Source organism: Massilia rhizosphaerae, assembly GCF_016093545.1.
Taxonomy (GTDB): domain Bacteria; phylum Pseudomonadota; class Gammaproteobacteria; order Burkholderiales; family Burkholderiaceae_D; genus Telluria; species Telluria rhizosphaerae.
Genome location: NZ_JADKYX010000008.1, coordinates 18,029 through 35,155, shown reverse-complemented (window position 1 = coordinate 35,155; position 17,127 = coordinate 18,029). Strand labels below are relative to the sequence as shown.

Here is a 17,127-nt window from a genome sequence, read left to right as displayed (position 1 = left end):
TGTTCAAGCTACGCTGTCACAACGAAACGAGGTGACGTGATGAACACCCAGATCCTGGCACTCGATATTGCAGGCAATCCGTTCGACTGGATTCCACCAGAAGACGCCATTCTGTATTACGCGACCGGCAAGGTGGCGTGGGACTTGGGCGACCGCGAGTTCATTTTTCGCGGCGGCTATTCCCGTTCGGGCGTGCAATCGAAAATCGCGGTCAAACCGATTATCGCCATCGCCGGCAGCGAAATCATGACGCGCATGTTCAAGACCGGCCTGCCGTTGACGCACCAGAACGACCTCCTGTTCAAGCGCGACCGCTACACATGCGCCTACTGCGGCAACCGCTTCGCGCACAAGGACTTGTCGCGCGACCACATCCTGCCGAGGTCGCGCGGCGGCAAGGACACGTGGATGAACTGCGTGACCGCCTGCAAGCGCTGCAATCAGGAAAAGGGCAATTTGCTCGTGGAGCAGTTCCGGCCGCTGATCTACGTGCCGTATGTGCCGTGCCGCGCGGAGCATTACCTGCTGAGTGGGCGCAATATTCTTGCTGATCAGCATGACTATCTGGCGGCGCAGTTGCCGAAGCACAGCCGGTTGTTGAATTGACGGCGCTGTGCAAAAAACACAACATCCGCATCGTGATTGTTTGACATGAAAGATTAAGGTGCCGCAGAATCGCACCTCATCGCATCGATTAACCCATTTTTCAGGAAAGGAACGGCAATGCCACGTACGGCTATCCACAACGCGCAACACAGATAGCCCCGGGCACCGCGCTCGGGGCCAGGCACATATGCCTCCTCGAGCCGGCCGTTCCTTCAGAACCCCGGCGAGGAAACTCGCCGGGGTTTTTGCTTTTCGGAAGACGCTTCCACCGCAAGAACGCCGGCATGACGAACCTTTCAAGGACAAGTTATGCCCATCGTACAAACACTGCACAAGGGAAGAGTCCCGGTGCACATCTACACGGACGACGTCGACCACGCGGCGCTGCAGCAATTGCTGAACATCGCCAGCTTGCCGATCGTCCATCCGCACGTCGCCGCCATGCCGGACGTGCACGCCGGTATCGGCGCTACCGTCGGCAGCGTGATCCCGACGCGGTCCGCGATCATCCCGGCCGCGGTCGGCGTCGACATCGGCTGCGGCATGAATGCCGTGCGCACGACGCTCACCGCCAACCAATTGCCGGACAGCCTGGCGCGGCTGCGCAGCGCGATCGAGGCGGCCGTGCCGGTCGGCTTCGAACAGCACGCCTGGGACAAGGTGCGCGGCTCGGCCCATGCCCGCGTCGGACGGCCGCTCAACGACCGGCTGGACGTCATCGTCGGCAAGCACGGCGGCATCATGAAGATGCAGAGCAAATTCACGCAGACGTGGATCTGCCAGCTGGGCACGCTCGGCGGCGGCAACCACTTCATCGAGATCTGTCTCGACGAAGCGCAACGCGTCTGGATCATGCTGCATTCCGGCTCGCGCGGCATCGGCAACGTCATCGGCCGCTATTTCATCGCGGCGGCGCGCAAGGACATGCAACGCCACCAGATCCATCTGCCGGACAAGGACCTGTCCTACTTCAGCGAAGGATCGGCGCTGTTCGACGATTACATCGACGCGGTGGAATGGGCGCAGGATTACGCGCTCATCAACCGCCGCGAGATGATGCGTCGCGTCGTCGACGTGCTGGCTCAGCATGCGCCGCCGTTCAAGCTCGATGGCGAAGCGATCAATTGCCACCACAACTACGTGGCGCGCGAATCGCATGGCGGCGAACACCTGTTCGTCACGCGCAAGGGCGCGATCTCGGCGCGCGAAGGCGAGCTCGGCATCATCCCGGGCAGCATGGGCGCGAAGAGTTACATCGTGCGCGGCAAGGGTGATCCGGCATCGTTCTGCTCATGCTCGCACGGCGCGGGCCGTCATATGAGCCGCAGCGAGGCCAAGCGCAAATTCAACCGCTTCGACCTGGCGGCACAGACGGAAGGCATCGAGTGCCGCAAGGATGGCGGCGTGGTCGACGAGATTCCGGCCGCGTACAAGGACATCGACAAGGTCATGGCGCACCAATCGGACCTGGTCGAGGTCGTGCACACGCTGCGCCAGGTCGTTTGCATCAAGGGGTAGGACATGAAGATCAAATCGATGAAGCCGCGCAATCCGCATGCGGTCGCCGCCAAGCAGCGCAATGCGGGCGCGCACGGCGCGTATCAGGCCGAGCGCAGGCAGCGACGCACGGAGAAGCGCGCGTTGCGCTCGCTGGTCACGGGGCAGGACAGGGACGGAAAAGAGGATGTGTGAAGAGTCCTTCCGCCGATCGTGGCCGCACGCCCCCGGTCAGCGCGCCGCGTTTGCGCGCAGTTCCGGCAGGACGTCCGCGGCGGTGGCGGTCTGCACGCCGCGCGCCAGCATGTCCCGGACGAACGCGTCGTATTGCGGTGCGAAGCCGGCTACCGGACTCATGCAATCGGTCACCAGCACGAGCTTCCTTGCGTCCGCGGGGCCGAATTGGTCGACGATGTGTTCGGTGGTGGCTTTGACGCAGTGGCTGCCGGCCTCGCCGGTAATGTAGACGCGATCGGCCTGGCGCAACAGGTCGATGAAGCCGCGATTCAATTGTGTGGCGGGGTCGTCGGCGTCCGGCACTTCGGCCATGACCGCGGAATAGTGCTCGGTCCACGGGTTGGTCCCCTTGACGACCTTGCCGACGATGCCCAGTGCCGCGTCTTCCCAGCGGTTGTAGGCAGCGCGCACGTCGGCGTGGACGTTGTGGCCCCAGGTGCCGATCTCGCAGTGCACCGGCCAGACCATCAAGCGGTAGCGGCCGGCGGCCTCGAGCGCATCGAGGTAGGCCAATGCGCGCGGAAGACTGGCCGCATCCCGTGGCAGGAACCTGCCGGCGCGGACGTCGGCGGCGGTGATCTCGGTGAACGGCGACACCGCGTCGCCGCCTGCGCCGGTCCAGAACGTGGGATGGGCGACGTCGAGCCGGTGGTGCGAATCCAGCGTGACGCTGATGCCGGTAACGCCTTGGCGCCCCGTGTCGATCAGTTCGGCCACACGCAGCATGTCGGCGTGCGCGCCGGAGACCGGCAGGGCGGGCGCGGCCAGGCTGCCGTCGGCCTGGACCGGACGGTGGCTGGGCGGCAGATCGCAAAAATCGTTCTGCGGGTCAATGATGAGCAGGTGCAGGTTATGTTTCATGATGGGCTCCATGGCGATGATGGCCTCAGTTTAATTTTCTTAGTTTAAAAACGCAACTAACTATGCTATATTTATTTCTTGACGTTTCAGCCCGCAGTCGGGTTGAAGTCTTTGTTAAGTTAAATTGAATACTAAGTATTGTGTTGCCGGAGGGGCCATGCAACAAATTATCTGTACCGTCGACGTGGTATTGCTGACCTTGCAGGACGACACCCTGAAAGTCGCCCTGCTGCGGCGGGACCGCGAGCCCTTCAAGGGCGTGGCGGCCTTGCCGGGCGGGTTCATTCGGCAGGAAGACGATGCGGACACGCGGGACGCCGCCATGCGCGTGTTGCGCGACAAGACCGCGATCGAGCCGCCCTACCTGGAGCAGTTGGCGACGTTCTCCGGCCCGGCCCGCGACCCGCGCGGGTGGTCGGTGTCGATCGTGTATTACGCGCTGGTGCCGTTCGACGTCATCGAGAGCGCCGGCCATCCGGACGTGAAACTCGTCGGCGTCGACAAGCCGCTCAGCCTGCCGTTCGACCACCGCCTCATCGTCGACACGGCCGTGGCGCGCCTGCGCAGCAAGAGCCAGTATTCGTCGTTGCCCTGCTACCTGGCCGGCGAAACGTTCACTTTGCCGCAACTGCAGCGCGTGTACGAGGCGCTGATGGGCGAAGCGCTCAACAAGGTGAGTTTCCGCCGCAAGATGACCGAAATGGACATGCTCGAGCCCATCGAGGGCGCGTTCACCGCCGGCGGCGCGCACCGTCCGGCCCAGCTGTATCGCCTGAAGCCGGCATTGCGTGACCGGCTCACATTGATCGAAAGGGGGTTGTAATCATGTTCAACGTCAAATTCATCAAGTTCCAGCCGACGACATATGTGATGCAGTTCAAGCACGGCGTCGTCAAGCGCGAAGGCGTGGGGCTTGCCTTCTTCTACTATGCGCCGACCACGGCCATGGTGGCGGTGCCGACCAGCAGCGAGGACGTGCCGTTCATCTTCGAAGAGACGTCCGCGGATTTTCAGACGATTACGATCCAGGGCCAGGTCACGTACCGCATCGTCGATCCGAAGCGCATCAGCGAACTGCTGGACTTTTCGATCAATCCGGTGACGCAGAAGTACATCACGGAAGATCCGCAAAAGCTGCCGCAGCGCGTGATCAACGTGGTGAAGGTCGTCACGCGCAAGGGCGTCCAGAACCTGCCGCTGCGCGATGCGCTCAAGGCGACCGACAGGCTCGCCACGCTCGTCACCGAGGCCGTCAAGGGCAATGCCGAGCTGCAGACGCTGGGTGTCGAGATTCTCGGCTTGTCGTTCCTCGCCATCAAACCGACGCCCGAGACGGCGCGCGCGCTCGAAGCGCAGGCGCGCGAGCAGATCCTGCGCGAGGCCGACGAGGCCGTGTACGCGCGGCGCAACGCGGCCGTCGAACAGGAGCGGCGCATCAAGGAAAACGAGCTGAACACAGAGATCGCGGTGGAAACCAAGAAGCGCCAGATCCGCGAAACGCAGATGGAAGCCGAGCGCAGCATCCAGCAGAAGCAGCATGAACTCCAGCAATCCGACATGGAGGCCAAGATCGCACTCGAGGCCAAGAACACCGACCTCGTCGCGCTGTCGATGGAGAACGTCAAGCGCGAGGCCGACGTCAAGGCGCACGCGGTCTCCGCCCTGCTGCAGGCCTATGCCGGCGTCGATCCGAAGACCGTGCAGGCGCTGGCGGTGTCGGGCATGCAGCCGGGCCACATGATTGCGCTGGCGTTCCAGGAACTGGCGGACAAGGCGGGCAAGATCGGCCAGCTCAACGTGACGCCGGACCTGCTGCGGGAAATCATCGCGTCGCCGGCGGGGTGAGATCATGGACCGGCGCACGGAAAACAAGATCGTGCTCGTCACGCGCAAGACGCGATTGGAAGAGCTCGTTGCACGCTACAACACGGCGAACCAGGCGAAGTTCTACATCGAGCACCTCGGCGCCGACTTTTCGGACTATGTGCGCGAGCACGACACGTATCAGGCCTGCATGCGCGACGCCGAGAGCGCGCTGCGGCACGTCGGCCGCGTGCAACTGGTCGAGCGCGGTTTCTTGCCGAACTTCCTGTTCGGACCGGACGACGTGGTCGTCGCCCTCGGCCAGGACGGGCTGGTGGCGAACACGATGAAATACCTCGATGGCCACCCGCTGGTCGGCGTGAACCCCGATCCGGCACGGTGGGACGGCGTGCTGCTGCCGTTTCGGGTGCCGGACCTCGCGACGCTCGTGCCGGAGGTGCTGGCGCGGCGGCGCTCGCTGCAGGAGGTGACGATGGCGAAAGCAACGCTCAACGACGGCCAGGTACTGTACGGCGTGAACGACATCTTCATCGGCCCGAAGTCGCATACGTCGGCGCGCTACACGATCCGGCTGGGCGATCGGGAAGAGCGGCAATCGTCGAGCGGCGTCATCATCTCGACCGGGCTCGGATCGACGGGTTGGCTGAAGAGCCTGCAGGCCGGCGCCGCCGCGATCATGGCGGGTGGCGGAACGCGGCAGGCGCAAGAACAGGCGACGCCGTGGGACGCCGATTACTTGCACTTCACGGTGCGCGAACCGTTTCCGAGCAAGGCATCGGCGGTGTCGCTCGTGGCGGGCGGGATCGCGGCACGCGCGGACCTGACCTTGGTGTCGGCCATGGCCGAGAACGGCGTCATCTTCAGCGACGGCATCGAGGCTGATTATCTCGAATTCAATGCGGGGCTCACGGTTGCGGTGGGGGTTGCGGAGAAGCGGGGGTATCTCGTGGTTTGATAATGACTCGGAACGAGCAAGAAATTTGAACAGTACGCTGGCCAGGTCAGGCAACGGCCGCAGAGCTTCTGAAATATCGAGCGACTGATCCCGGCTGTGCTTCGGCGCCATGCGCAGGACTTCGTTTTTTGACGCAGCCTGGCAAGGCTGATCTTTTACGCTATATCCAAGCCAGATCGTATTCGCCTGGCCCTGCGCGGCCAATCGGATTGGGACATGAAGTCAGGGAAGCTGCACTCCGTGTCACATTATTTTGCACGATCATTATTTATTATCAGGGGGGAGTCCATGGGTACCACAATCCAAGTCGATAGATCGCTCCACTTGGCGCTCCATGAAATCAGGCAGCTGGAAACGGATCTGCATAAACAAGGCAGCACGCTCGACAAAAACGAGTACAAGAAGCTTCTCGAGGACATACTCACGAGTCTTCACAAAAAGCTCAGCCGCGGCGCGCAACACGGCCACACCTCGCGGGAGCAGAAATTCGATACGACAACATCGGTGCCACCTGCGCCGTCAACGCCACATAATGTGGTCGGGACGTATCGCTTGTCCGAATCAAAGGTTCGCGTGGATAAAGTCGGTACAAATTACATTTCCGACAGCATGCTGCGCGATGCCAAATCCCGGGGCGGTCAATTGAAAACCAAGGCGGATTATGATGCCTTTATCGATGCAAACGCGGCTAAATTCGGCCTGGATCCGGAAGTCGTCAAACGAGAATATCGCGTGGAATCCAACGGCGACCCAAGGACGATGGGGGATACCAATCGGAACTGGTCTCAGGGCGGGCCGTCAATCGGTTTGCTTCAGGTAACCAGCGGAATTCTTGCTGGTGGGGTGTGGGCAAAGCCCGGAATGACCACCACATCCGGAACGCAATTGTCGAGCAACGACTTGAAGAATAGCACCGCCGTCCAGTTGCTTGCTGGCATGCAGCACCTGGCGGATTACAAAAACCAGGCGGGCGCGCATTTGGGAGAAAAAGCCCCTCCACAAGCTATTTATACGCAAGCGCTTGGCAACTATGTCGGCCACGATCAAGCCGCTTACATCCACAATATTGAAAATACAAAGTTGTCTTGAGTTTTGGCGTGCACGCGTATTGCCGCAACACGGGCGACGCGTGGCGTCCACGATGGCATTGCGGGCTTGCGCGCTCGGTCCTGGGTGTCAAATCCCGTCTGATTTTCAATGGCGATAAAAAACGGCCTCCGAGGAGGCCGTATTTTTTGCAAATGCTGAGTGCCTGCCGCAGATGCTGGATGAGACCTCGCTCCGCTGCCGGTTCGTCGCCATCGACCGCGCTACGCGCGGGGTCTTCATGCACGTCTACGGCGACATAACCGAGACCAGCAGCGTCGGTTTCCTGCGTCGACTCAAGCTGGCTTCGCCCATCACGATCAGCAAGATCCTTACCGATAACGGCTCGCAATTCACCGACCGCTTCACGACCAAAGACAAGAAGCCCAGCGGCAAGCACGCTGTCGACATGGCTTGCGCAGCTCTGCCTGCCGAGCATCGCCTGGCGCCGCCGCACCACCTGCAAACCGCCAATGGCATGGTTGAGCGCTTCAACGGGTGCATCAGAAGAAGCGGCCGGAATTAGTTGTCAAACGTGTTTACGATCAAACGGGACTCGACATCTAGCCAAACCTTTGAAAGCAACTTACCGGTCGTATTACCCCAGGCTTACTCAGGCCAGCCGACATCTAACGAAAGTGGGCTGCGCTCCGAAGTTGTGTCCAGTTCCTGGTGGCAATTCAAATTTCCGGACCAGTTCAATCCAAATCGGGCGCGAAGGCCGTGAGGAGATCGGCCGACCTGTGCCGAAGTCGACGAGTCCAAGGGAAGTCGGCGTGATAGTTCCAGTTGAGGTTTGTGTACAACGCAGCGGTGAGTTAGGATACAGTTGTTTACCCAATTCAACAGGTGTCAGCTTGCAGGCTTTATACGTTTTCGACTTTCTTCGCACCGTTTCCGAACAGTTAAAGGAAAAATTGGAGTCGTTATCAGCGTCGCCTCTGGATGATGCCGCGCTCCGACAATTACAAGACTTTCAGATCGACGTGCGTTCCGCCCAAGGGGTTTATTTGTTGATTTATGATGGGCAACCTCGTTATATTGGAAAAGCAAACAATGTTAAAGAGCGACTAACGCAACATCTTACTAAACTGCGTGGCCGTCGTCACATTGATCTCGAAAAGCTTACTTACAAAGTTTTGCTACTCGATCAAAGCATGAGTACCGCTGCCAATGAAGATATCTTGATCGGCTTATTCAAGACGCAGTATTCGGATATGTGGAACGGCGCGGGGTTTGGCCCGAAGGACCCTGGAAAAGAACGGGATACTACGAAGCCTGGCAAGTTTGATCAACAGCATCCCATTGTCGAGGACTACCCTGTTGAAATTGAACTCGATCTCGAGGGAAGTATTCAGCTTGGACGCCTTCTCGCCACGATGAAGTCTCAACTGCCGTATGTCTTTCGATACGACGTTCCAGCAAGCGTACAGATGAGTACGATTCACTTGCAGTCCGTCAACCACGTGGCAAATGATTTACTCCAGGTCATCGTTACGCATCTTGGCGACGGCTGGCGAGGAGCGATCATCAGTTACGGTATGGTGCTCTACAAGTCGAGCAAACACTATCCATACGGGATCGAAATCGATCCGTTGTTGGATTAAGCGGCAAGATCGAGCGCTTGCTGCTCAGCGGCCCTCAAGTACTCACATACGCGTTCGGCCATGACGGAAGCCAGGCGGACAGGGACGGCGTTACCCAATTGACGCATGGTTTCAGTCCACGAACCTTGGAAAATGAAATCGTCCGGGAATGTTTGGATGCGTGCGGATTCCCGGACGGTGAAATATCGTACGGTGCCGTCAGGCCGCCGCAACATGTTTTCTCCACCGGGTACGCCGTGGTCGCCGGCTTTCAATGCTTTGGCAGGCTCGTCCAGAGGGCTGCCGGTGTGCCCCGGGTAGATACGAGCGCCAGGTTGGAATTTGTGTGCTTGAATCAGCGATGCCTGTGGGTCAGTTTCCGGATCGGGAAGATCGGAAATCGCATCGCGAACCGTCAACCATGGAGCAAGTTGATTTACGGTCCGGCTCTTTTTTATCACATCGAGAACGCGTTCAATACCAACCGGCCTCACTGGCTGATCGCGTTTGATAATCTGGTGGCGCCGCCAGTAATCTCCGGAATCCCACTGCGCTAACAGTAAGGAATGTTGGCTATGGGTTTCTTCCGGAAACTCGAAATCGATTCCAAGGTCGGTGCGGAATCCGACAATAAAAACACGCATGCGTTTTTGTGGAACGCCGTAGTTAGCTGCGTTCACCAATTTCCACTTGACTCGATATTCGTTCAATGCTCCCGACGTTTTGTGCTGACGGAGTCTATCCAGATGCGTCAACCATTCTTCCGTGGCATCCGCTTGCAATGACGGGAACTCCAACTGCAGAAGAATATAGTCGAAATAATCTTTGAAGGATGTTCGGGTCAAACCTTGGACATTTTCGAAAACGAAAGCGCGCGGGCTGGTCTCGCGTACCGCTCTGACCGCTTGGGGAAACATGTCGCGGACATCCAGAAAGCCCCCGTGTTTTCCGCCGAGAGAAAACGGCTGGCATGGCGGCCCTCCGGTGATCAGATCAATATCTTTTAAATCCTCATAATCGAATGAGCGTACGTCTCCTTCCGTCACATCCGGCCAATGGGCCACAGGCTTCACATTTTCTTTTTTGTTCAAACGAATAGTGTTGCAGGCGTGCGTGTTCCACTCCACCACTGCTTTGTGAGTCACATCGTGACCGGAAAACCCGAGAGCCAATCCTCCGGCGCCAGCAAATAGTTCAATCGAGTTAATCGTCATAGTTTGTTGTGCAAGTGGCAATTGAAAATGGCCGGAACCAACCGACACTTAACAAGGAGCAAGATGTCGGCGCTGCTTCAAACGCAGGTCATGTACATTTTACTGTACATTTGTACAGCAATCCAAGTTGGATGTGCCGTGTAGCGCCTGAAACCTTTAAAAATCGTCGCCTTCCCCCAACTAGAAGCTTAGCATCCGTTGAGTTGTACCAATATTAACGGAAGCATCTTGTGATAGCGAGCCTCGCTGGGGAGGGAAGATGGTTGACACTGTCAGTGTCGCCAGGCGTAGCGAAATCATGTCGCGGGTACGAAACAAGGACACGCGCCCTGAGCTGTTTGTACGGCGCTTGATTCATAACGCGGGGTTCCGTTACAGACTACATGTGTCCAAACTGCCGGGGCGCCCGGACTTGGTATTTCCCGGGCGAAAAAAGGTGATTTTCGTTCATGGTTGCTTTTGGCATTCACACAGCGGATGCCAAAACGCCCGAGTCCCCAAATCACGCGCAGATTTCTGGATGTCCAAGCTCGAATCAAATAAAGAGCGGGACGAACGTAATATGCACGCGCTCATGGATGAGGGGTGGAAGGTTTTGGTAATCTGGGAGTGTGAATTGCGCGATCCTGAGCTATTGAGCAGGATTAAAGATTTTTTAGAAGGAGATACCGATTAACGAGAGAGAGACCGAGTCCCTCTCTCATCATGGTCGCTTAGCACCGCCATTCATAACGTTCGTGCGATGGATGCTTTTCAGGCATTAGTTATCAAACGTCGATATTCCCCGCCTGCAACGCATTCGATTCAATGAAATTCCGCCGCGGCTCCACTTCATCGCCCATCAGCGTCGTAAAGATCTGATCCGCCGCAATCGCATCCTCAATCTGCACCTTCAACAGACGACGCACCGCCGGATCCATGGTCGTCTCCCACAACTGCTCGGGATTCATCTCGCCCAGACCTTTATAGCGCTGCTTGGAGACACCGCGTTCCGCCTCGTCGCGCAGCCATTCCATCGCCTGCTGGAAATCGCGCACGGCGAATTCTTTCATCTTGTCGCCTTCGCCGCGGCGGATGATGGCCCCAATGCCCATCAGGCCCTGGAAGGTCTCGGCCGAGTTTTCCAAGGTTTTGTAATCGGCGCCGGCGACGAAGTCGGCGTCGATCGACGTCACTTGCACGTTGCCGTAGTGGATGCGTTCGATGCGCAGGCTGTGCTTGTCGGACAGCTCGTCGGAGCGCACGCCCACCTTCACGCTCGGGTCGTGGATCGCGGCGGCCAGCGCCTGGCCCGATTTCTCGGCCGTTTCCTGGCTCGACAGGTCCAGCTTCACGCCCGTCATGATGGCGGAAAGGGCCGCGCGGTCGATCACGCGCGACAGGCGCATCATGATCGCGTTCGCCTTGTTGTACTTGTCGACCAGGTCGCCCAGCGCGCCGTCGGTGATCGGCTCCGCGCCTTCCTTCGGCAGCAGGGCGGCGCCGTTCAGCGCGAAGCGCATCATGTAGCTCGCTTCCTCGACGTCGTCCTTCAGGTAGCGCTCGTCGCGGCCGGCCTTCACCTTGTACAGCGGCGGTTGCGCGATATAGATGTGGCCGCGCTCGACCAGCTGCGGCATCTGGCGGTAGAACAAGGTCAGCAGCAGGGTGCGGATGTGGGCGCCGTCGACGTCCGCGTCGGTCATGATGATGATGCGGTGGTAGCGCAGCTTGTCGACGTTGAACTCGTCCGGGCCGATCGACGTGCCCAAGGTCGCGATCAGGGTCGTGATCTGCTCCGACGACAGCATCTTTTCGAAGCGCGCCTTTTCCACGTTCAAGACCTTGCCGCGCAGCGGCAGGATGGCCTGGAACTTACGGTCGCGGCCCTGCTTGGCGGAACCGCCTGCGGAGTCACCCTCGACGATGTACAGCTCGGCCAGCGCCGGGTCGCGTTCCTGGCAGTCGGCCAGTTTCGACGACAGGCCCAGGCCGTCCATCACGCCTTTGCGGCGGGTGAGGTCGCGGGCCTTGCGGGCTGCTTCGCGCGCGCGGGCGGCTTCGACGATCTTGCCGCAGATGATCTTGGCGTCGTTCGGCTTTTCCATCAGGAAGTCGGTGAGCGTCTTCGCCACGATTTCCTCGACCGGGCCGCGCACTTCCGACGACACGAGCTTGTCCTTCGTTTGCGACGAGAACTTCGGCTCGGGCACTTTCACGGACAGCACGCAGGTCAGACCCTCGCGCATGTCGTCGCCCGAGATTTCGACCTTGGCCTTCTTGGCGAAGTCGTTCTCGTCGATGTATTTGTTGATCACGCGCGTCATCGCGGCGCGCAGGCCCGTCAGGTGGGTGCCGCCGTCGCGTTGCGGGATGTTGTTGGTGAAGCAGAGCACTTGCTCGTTGTACGCGTCGTTCCACTGCATCGACACGTCCACGGAGATATTGCTGCCGTTTTCCGACAGGCGCTCGCCGGTCGCCTGGAACACGGTCGGGTGCAGGACGGTCTTGGCCTTGTTGATGTACTCCACGAAGCCGCGGGTGCCGCCCTCGAAGGCGAACATTTCTTCCTTGCCGGTGCGCTGGTCCGTCAGCTTGATGTTGACGCCGTTGTTCAGGAACGAAAGTTCGCGGATGCGCTTGGACAGGATCTCGTAGTGGAACTCGACGTGCGTGAAGATTTCCTCGTCGGCCCAGAAATGCACTTCGGTGCCGCGCTTGTCGGTGTCGCCGGTGATTTTCATCGGGGACACTTCGACGCCGTCGACGACTTCGATGATGCGGTCCTTCGGGACGCCGCGCGAGAATTCCAGCTGGTGCACCTTGCCGTTCTGGCGCACGGTCACGCGCAGCAGCTTCGACAGCGCGTTCACGCACGACACGCCGACGCCGTGCAGGCCGCCGGACACTTTATAGGCGTTCTGGTTGAATTTGCCGCCGGCGTGCAATTCCGTCAGGGCGATCTCGGTCGCCGAGCGCTTCGGCTCGTGCTTGTCGTCCATCTTGATGCCGGTCGGGATGCCGCGGCCGTTGTCGGTGATCGAGACCGAGTTGTCGGAGTGGATCGTGACGTGGATTTCGGAGCAGTAGCCGGCCAGGGCTTCGTCGATCGAGTTATCGAGCACCTCGAACACCAGGTGATGCAGGCCGGTGCCATCCGACGTGTCGCCGATGTACATGCCCGGACGCTTGCGTACCGCTTCCAGGCCTTCCAGGATCTGGATCGACGAGGCGCCGTACTCTTCCGCCTTGGCAAGGGAGGATTCCAAAACTGCTTGAGTGTTCTCGGACATGACTGCTTTCTCAAATAACGTGTGAATCAGACGGCCGGCCCGTGGCCCTGCGGTCTCGATCGTCGATCAGCCGGGCAGGACATCGCGCATGCGCCCCGCACCGGCCGCCGCCGCACGAAGGGCGGCAAACAACGAATATATGGGCCTTTGCCCTAATTAAATACGCATCGGCATGACGACGTACTTGAAGTCGCCATTGTCCGGAATCGACATCAGCGCCGACGAATTCGAATCGCCCAGCGCGATATTCACCTGGTCGCACTTCAGGTTATTCAAGACGTCCAGCAGGTACGTGACGTTGAAACCGATGTCGATCGTGTCGCCGCCGTAGTCGATTTCCAGTTCTTCGACCGCTTCTTCCTGGTCGGCGTTGGTCGAGCTGATCTTCATCGAGCCCGGGGAAATCATGCAGCGCACGCCCTTGAACTTGTCGCTCGTCATGATCGCCGCGCGTTGCAGCGAACGCAGCAGTTCTTCGCGGCCGATCGTGAAGTCGTTCTTGTAGCCTTTCGGGATCACGCGCGTGTAATCCGGGAATTTGCCTTCCACCAGCTTCGACACGAGTTCGATGTCGGCGAAGGTCAGCTTGACCTGCGAGGCGGCGATGTCCAGGCGGACTTCGTCGTCGCTTTCTTCCAGCAGGCGCTGCAGTTCCAGGATGGTCTTGCGCGGGATGATCACTTCCTGGCGCTCGAATTGCTGCTCGGCCGTCACTTGCGCGAACGCGAGGCGGTGGCCGTCGGTGGCGACGGCGATCACGTTGTTACCGTCCAGCACCAGCAGCAGGCCGTTCAGGTAGTAGCGGATGTCTTGCTGGGCCATCGCGAAGTGCACCATGTTGAACAGGTGCTTCAGCGTCTTTTGCGGCAGGGTGACGGTCGCGTTGTAGCTGTCGGCCACGGACACGGTCGGGAATTCCTCGGCGGCCAGCGTCTGCAGCGCGAAGCGCGACTTGCCGCTCTGCACGGTCAGGCGCTTGTTCAGCAGGGTCATCGTGACGTCGCCGGATTCCGGCAGGGCGCGCAGGATGTCGAGGAGCTTGCGCGCGGCGACGGTCGTGCCCGCTTCTTCAGGGCCCGAGCCGATATCGGCCAGGGTCGTGATCTGCACCTCGGTGTCGGTCGACAGGAACGAAACGCTCTCGCCATTCTTGCGGATGAGGATATTGGCCAGAATCGGCATAGTGTGCCGACGCTCGACAATACCACTCACGATCTGCAGTGGCCGGAGAAGCGTGTCTCGGGTGGATTTGACCAGTTGCATAGATATCCTCGGGAGTTAGGGTAAAAATGTTGTTCGCGCAATATTTTGCCAGAAATCATCGGGGGACCGGTTTTTCCCCCATCACGCATCAGCCTTTCAGGGTCTGTTCCAACACGTGCAATTCGTGGTTGCACTCGGCGTTCTTGGCCCGGTCCTGCGCGATCTTGCGCACCGCATGCAGCACCGTCGTATGGTCGCGGCCGCCGAACAGTTCGCCGATTTCCGGCAGACTCTTCTGCGTCAGCTCTTTCGCCAGGTACATCGCGATTTGTCGCGGACGCGCGATGTTGGCCGGGCGGCGCTTCGAATACATGTCCGCGACCTTGATGTTGAAGAAGTCGGCCACGGTCTTCTGGATGTTTTCCACGGAGATCTGGCGGTTCTGTACCGACAGCAGGTCTTTCAGCGCTTCCTTCACGATGTCGATCGTGATGTCCTTGCCGTGGAAGCGCGAGTACGCGAGGATTTTCCTCAGCGCGCCTTCCAGTTCGCGCACGTTCGAGCGCAGGTGTTTCGCCACGAAGAAGGCGACGTCGTCGTTCAGCATCACGCCTTCCGATTCCGCCTTCTTCATGAGGATCGCCACGCGCATTTCCAGTTCCGGCGGCTCGATCGCGACCGTCAGGCCGGAGTCGAAACGGGAGATCAGGCGGTCGTCCATGCCGGTGATCTCTTTCGGATAGGTGTCCGACGTGATGATGATCTGTTTTTTCGCCGCGATCAGCGCTTCGAACGCATAGAAGAATTCTTCCTGCGTGCGGCTCTTGCCGCCGAAGAACTGAATATCGTCGATGAGCAGCATGTCCAGCGAGTGATAGTAATGCTTGAAGTCGTCGAAGCCTTTGCGCTGGTACGCGGTCACGACGTCGCGCACATACTGTTCCGCGTGGATGTAGCGGATGCGCGCGCCCGGCTGGTCGGCCATCACCTGGTTGCCGATCGCGTGGATCAGGTGGGTCTTACCGAGGCCCACGCCGCCGTAGAAGAACAGCGGGTTGTACGACACGCCCGGATTGTTGGCGACCTGGATCGCGGCGGCGCGCGCCAGCTGGTTCGCCTTACCGGTCACGAAGTTCTCGAACGTGAGGTCCGGATTGACGCGGCTCTGCTCGCGGCGCGGATTGTTCGCGATGACGTTGTCCGGCGTGACGACGGGCATGTCCGGCACGGTCTTGTCGGCGGCGGCGTTGATGCCCAGCGCGCCGTTGCTGGACGGCATCGGGGTGGGAGCGCTCGACACCGGTTTCTTCGGCAGGCTGTTCTTCGGGTCGAGCACGAACTGCACGTCGACCGGCCGCTTGAAATAATCGGACGCGAGCGACGTGATGCGGTTGGCGAACTGCGACTTCACCCAGTCGAGCTTGAAGCGATTGGGCGCCGCAATGCGCAGCTTGCCGTCCTCGTAGTCGAGGGCGACAAGGGGTTTGATCCACGCGGTATATTGCTGCGGTGTCAGCTCGAGCTCCAACTGGTTGGAACAGGTCTGCCAAAAGTTATCCATACATCGACTAAGTTAAGCGTAACACTCTATTTTACCTGTCTTCTCGCAAGTTATCCACAGGCGATACAGGAATTTTCCACCGAAGCCGGGACGCTTGACACTCGCCCGCAACCGGTTGCGGCGCACAATGGAGCGGTCTTGACACAACGGTTGCCTTGACAGTTGAACTTGAAATGCTGTCTAATTCAGGGTTCCCCGCCCGTACGCAATGTCGAACAGACAGAATGCACACGGGCGACAAGCTTTGCTGTGGCGTGACGCTGGCTTAACAACTGCGAAATGTCATTGGCGCAATGCTGACTCAGCCAGAGTTCAGCCCACTTTGCATTCTATTTTGCTTTAAGCGAGACCACCATGAAACGTACTTACCAACCTTCCGTCGTTCGTCGCAAGCGCACGCACGGCTTCCGCGCACGTATGGCTACCCGTGGTGGCCGTCTGGTTCTGAACGCTCGCCGCGCCAAGGGCCGCAAGCGCCTGGCCGTCTAAGCCGGAAAGCCGATCGACCGCGCCTACGACATATGTCAGGCGAAGGTTCGCACGACTTCGCGCGCGTTCGGCGCATCGTAAAAACGGATGAGTTTTCATCCGTTTTTCGTTTGCGCCCCGCACAAAAAACCGCGCATTTCGTGCTCTATACCCGACCGAATGCCCTGCCTCATGCGCGGCTGGGCGTCGTCGCGGCCAAGCGTTTTGCCCCGCGCGCGGTGACGCGCAACACCATCAAGCGCGTCACGCGCGAACTGTTCCGCACGACGCCGCTTCCCGGCATCGACTGCATCGTGCGCCTGGCGCGCCCGGTCAACGGCAAGGATGGTCCGGCCACGACGTCCACCCTCAAGGCGCAGTTGCGCGTCGAGCTGGCGCGCCTGTTCGCGTCGCAGCTGCCGCGCGCCCGCAAAGGCCACGCCGCGCCACAGGCGGCGAGCGCTGCGCCCTCAGGCGCGCAACCGGGACTATCATGAACCGGTTGCTCGTCTGGCTGTTGCGCGGTTACCAGTTGCTGGTGTCTCCGATGCTCGGACAGAACTGCCGTTTCTACCCGACCTGTTCCAACTACGCGATCGAGGCCGTCAAGATCCACGGCGCGGCACGCGGCGGCTGGCTGGCCCTGCGCCGCGTCTGCCGCTGCCATCCGTGGAACGAGGGCGGCGTCGATCTCGTACCGCGTCCCGGAGAGCAGCATTCCTCACCAACCGCTTGCGGTTGCAAGCATTCCTGAATA

At 59.8% G+C, this 17,127-nt stretch carries 17 protein-coding genes and 1 pseudogene; 13 read left to right on the top strand and 5 right to left on the bottom strand.

All coding sequences use genetic code 11. The features are described 5' to 3' along the window. Nucleotides 1-39 precede the first annotated feature (39 nt). The 3 genes from ISF28_RS13595 (at nucleotide 40) to ISF28_RS13585 (ending at nucleotide 2,298) form a co-directional block, all read left to right on the top strand. Nucleotides 40-606 carry an HNH endonuclease gene (locus ISF28_RS13595; protein ID WP_198117904.1) on the top strand — a complete coding sequence of 189 codons (567 nt, stop codon included), beginning with the start codon at nucleotides 40-42 and terminating at the stop codon, nucleotides 604-606. Nucleotides 607-915: 309 nt separating this feature from the next. Then, the gene (locus ISF28_RS13590; RefSeq protein WP_198117722.1) at nucleotides 916-2,124 is read left to right on the top strand and encodes an RtcB family protein; all 1,209 of its coding nucleotides are present in this window, start codon (nucleotides 916-918) and stop codon (nucleotides 2,122-2,124) included. A 3-nt stretch (nucleotides 2,125-2,127) separates the two neighbouring features. Continuing rightward, nucleotides 2,128-2,298, top strand: coding sequence for a hypothetical protein (locus tag ISF28_RS13585; protein ID WP_198117721.1), 171 nt, complete (start codon nucleotides 2,128-2,130; stop codon nucleotides 2,296-2,298). Between the two features lie 36 nt (nucleotides 2,299-2,334). On the opposite strand, the gene ISF28_RS13580 is transcribed toward ISF28_RS13585, so the two are convergent. Continuing rightward, entirely contained in the window at nucleotides 2,335-3,201 is an 867-nt protein-coding gene (locus ISF28_RS13580) for a cysteine hydrolase family protein (RefSeq protein WP_198117720.1), read from the bottom strand. A 157-nt stretch (nucleotides 3,202-3,358) separates the two neighbouring features. On the opposite strand from ISF28_RS13580, the gene ISF28_RS13575 reads away from it, so the two are divergent. The 6 genes and pseudogenes from ISF28_RS13575 to ISF28_RS13550 all read left to right on the top strand — a co-directional run bounded on the left by ISF28_RS13575 (nucleotide 3,359) and on the right by ISF28_RS13550 (nucleotide 8,673). Continuing rightward, nucleotides 3,359-4,024 (top strand): NUDIX hydrolase, encoded by a 666-nt coding sequence (locus ISF28_RS13575; protein WP_198117719.1) that lies wholly within the window; start codon nucleotides 3,359-3,361, stop codon nucleotides 4,022-4,024. A gap of 2 nt (nucleotides 4,025-4,026) precedes the next feature. Further along, nucleotides 4,027-5,046 (top strand): SPFH domain-containing protein, encoded by a 1,020-nt coding sequence (locus ISF28_RS13570; RefSeq protein WP_198117718.1) that lies wholly within the window; start codon nucleotides 4,027-4,029, stop codon nucleotides 5,044-5,046. A gap of 4 nt (nucleotides 5,047-5,050) precedes the next feature. Beyond that, a complete protein-coding gene (locus ISF28_RS13565; protein ID WP_198117717.1) occupies nucleotides 5,051-5,980 on the top strand; it encodes a diacylglycerol kinase catalytic domain-containing protein in 930 nt (309 codons plus the stop codon). Between the two features lie 288 nt (nucleotides 5,981-6,268). Then, a complete protein-coding gene (locus ISF28_RS13560) occupies nucleotides 6,269-7,069 on the top strand; it encodes a lysozyme family protein (RefSeq protein ID WP_198117716.1) in 801 nt (266 codons plus the stop codon). 163 nt (nucleotides 7,070-7,232) lie between these two features. Continuing rightward, nucleotides 7,233-7,571 (top strand): annotated as a pseudogene (locus ISF28_RS13555) (IS481 family transposase); the annotation flags it as partial. 238 nt (nucleotides 7,572-7,809) lie between these two features. Beyond that, the gene (locus ISF28_RS13550) at nucleotides 7,810-8,673 is read left to right on the top strand and encodes an Eco29kI family restriction endonuclease (RefSeq protein WP_198117715.1); all 864 of its coding nucleotides are present in this window, start codon (nucleotides 7,810-7,812) and stop codon (nucleotides 8,671-8,673) included. On the opposite strand, the gene ISF28_RS13545 is transcribed toward ISF28_RS13550, so the two are convergent. Continuing rightward, nucleotides 8,670-9,866, bottom strand: coding sequence for a DNA cytosine methyltransferase (locus tag ISF28_RS13545; protein WP_198117714.1), 1,197 nt, complete (start codon nucleotides 9,864-9,866; stop codon nucleotides 8,670-8,672). The genes ISF28_RS13550 and ISF28_RS13545 overlap by 4 nt on opposite strands. A gap of 259 nt (nucleotides 9,867-10,125) precedes the next feature. On the opposite strand from ISF28_RS13545, the gene ISF28_RS13540 reads away from it, so the two are divergent. Further along, nucleotides 10,126-10,542, top strand: coding sequence for a very short patch repair endonuclease (locus ISF28_RS13540; RefSeq protein ID WP_198117713.1), 417 nt, complete (start codon nucleotides 10,126-10,128; stop codon nucleotides 10,540-10,542). 91 nt (nucleotides 10,543-10,633) lie between these two features. Here the strand turns inward: ISF28_RS13540 and gyrB are convergent, their stop codons facing one another. The 3 genes from gyrB to dnaA all read right to left on the bottom strand — a co-directional run bounded on the left by gyrB (nucleotide 10,634) and on the right by dnaA (nucleotide 15,902). Further along, nucleotides 10,634-13,138 (bottom strand): DNA topoisomerase (ATP-hydrolyzing) subunit B, encoded by a 2,505-nt coding sequence (gene gyrB, locus ISF28_RS13535; RefSeq protein WP_198117712.1) that lies wholly within the window; start codon nucleotides 13,136-13,138, stop codon nucleotides 10,634-10,636. 156 nt (nucleotides 13,139-13,294) lie between these two features. Then, a complete protein-coding gene (dnaN, locus tag ISF28_RS13530) occupies nucleotides 13,295-14,401 on the bottom strand; it encodes a DNA polymerase III subunit beta (RefSeq protein WP_198117711.1) in 1,107 nt (368 codons plus the stop codon). An 88-nt stretch (nucleotides 14,402-14,489) separates the two neighbouring features. Next, entirely contained in the window at nucleotides 14,490-15,902 is a 1,413-nt protein-coding gene (dnaA, locus tag ISF28_RS13525) for a chromosomal replication initiator protein DnaA (protein WP_198117710.1), read from the bottom strand. A gap of 354 nt (nucleotides 15,903-16,256) precedes the next feature. Between dnaA and rpmH the strand changes: the two genes are divergently transcribed. Genes rpmH through yidD form a run of 3 tightly spaced genes read left to right on the top strand, consistent with a single transcriptional unit; the run spans nucleotide 16,257 to nucleotide 17,124 of the window. Then, on the top strand, nucleotides 16,257-16,391 hold the full coding sequence (gene rpmH / locus ISF28_RS13520; RefSeq protein WP_075796440.1) for a 50S ribosomal protein L34: 135 nt from the start codon (nucleotides 16,257-16,259) through the stop codon (nucleotides 16,389-16,391). Between the two features lie 32 nt (nucleotides 16,392-16,423). After that, nucleotides 16,424-16,867, top strand: a complete 444-nt coding sequence (gene rnpA, locus ISF28_RS13515) for a ribonuclease P protein component (RefSeq protein WP_198117709.1) — start codon at nucleotides 16,424-16,426, stop codon at nucleotides 16,865-16,867. After that, on the top strand, nucleotides 16,864-17,124 hold the full coding sequence (gene yidD / locus ISF28_RS13510) for a membrane protein insertion efficiency factor YidD (RefSeq protein WP_198117708.1): 261 nt from the start codon (nucleotides 16,864-16,866) through the stop codon (nucleotides 17,122-17,124). Before rnpA ends, yidD begins: the two co-directional genes overlap by 4 nt. Nucleotides 17,125-17,127 lie beyond the last annotated feature (3 nt).

Coding starts and splice junctions, on each gene's coding strand:
- ISF28_RS13565 (WP_198117717.1), top strand. CDS start 5,051: ATGGACCGGCGCACGGAAAACAAGATCGTGCTCGTCACGCGCAAGACG.
- ISF28_RS13545 (WP_198117714.1), bottom strand. CDS start 9,866: ATGACGATTAACTCGATTGAACTATTTGCTGGCGCCGGAGGATTGGCT.
- gyrB (WP_198117712.1), bottom strand. CDS start 13,138: ATGTCCGAGAACACTCAAGCAGTTTTGGAATCCTCCCTTGCCAAGGCG.
- ISF28_RS13540 (WP_198117713.1), top strand. CDS start 10,126: ATGGTTGACACTGTCAGTGTCGCCAGGCGTAGCGAAATCATGTCGCGG.
- ISF28_RS13590 (WP_198117722.1), top strand. CDS start 916: ATGCCCATCGTACAAACACTGCACAAGGGAAGAGTCCCGGTGCACATC.
- rpmH (WP_075796440.1), top strand. CDS start 16,257: ATGAAACGTACTTACCAACCTTCCGTCGTTCGTCGCAAGCGCACGCAC.
- dnaA (WP_198117710.1), bottom strand. CDS start 15,902: ATGGATAACTTTTGGCAGACCTGTTCCAACCAGTTGGAGCTCGAGCTG.
- ISF28_RS13595 (WP_198117904.1), top strand. CDS start 40: ATGAACACCCAGATCCTGGCACTCGATATTGCAGGCAATCCGTTCGAC.
- ISF28_RS13560 (WP_198117716.1), top strand. CDS start 6,269: ATGGGTACCACAATCCAAGTCGATAGATCGCTCCACTTGGCGCTCCAT.
- yidD (WP_198117708.1), top strand. CDS start 16,864: ATGAACCGGTTGCTCGTCTGGCTGTTGCGCGGTTACCAGTTGCTGGTG.
- dnaN (WP_198117711.1), bottom strand. CDS start 14,401: ATGCAACTGGTCAAATCCACCCGAGACACGCTTCTCCGGCCACTGCAG.
- ISF28_RS13585 (WP_198117721.1), top strand. CDS start 2,128: ATGAAGATCAAATCGATGAAGCCGCGCAATCCGCATGCGGTCGCCGCC.
- ISF28_RS13575 (WP_198117719.1), top strand. CDS start 3,359: ATGCAACAAATTATCTGTACCGTCGACGTGGTATTGCTGACCTTGCAG.
- ISF28_RS13570 (WP_198117718.1), top strand. CDS start 4,027: ATGTTCAACGTCAAATTCATCAAGTTCCAGCCGACGACATATGTGATG.
- rnpA (WP_198117709.1), top strand. CDS start 16,424: ATGTCAGGCGAAGGTTCGCACGACTTCGCGCGCGTTCGGCGCATCGTA.
- ISF28_RS13580 (WP_198117720.1), bottom strand. CDS start 3,201: ATGAAACATAACCTGCACCTGCTCATCATTGACCCGCAGAACGATTTT.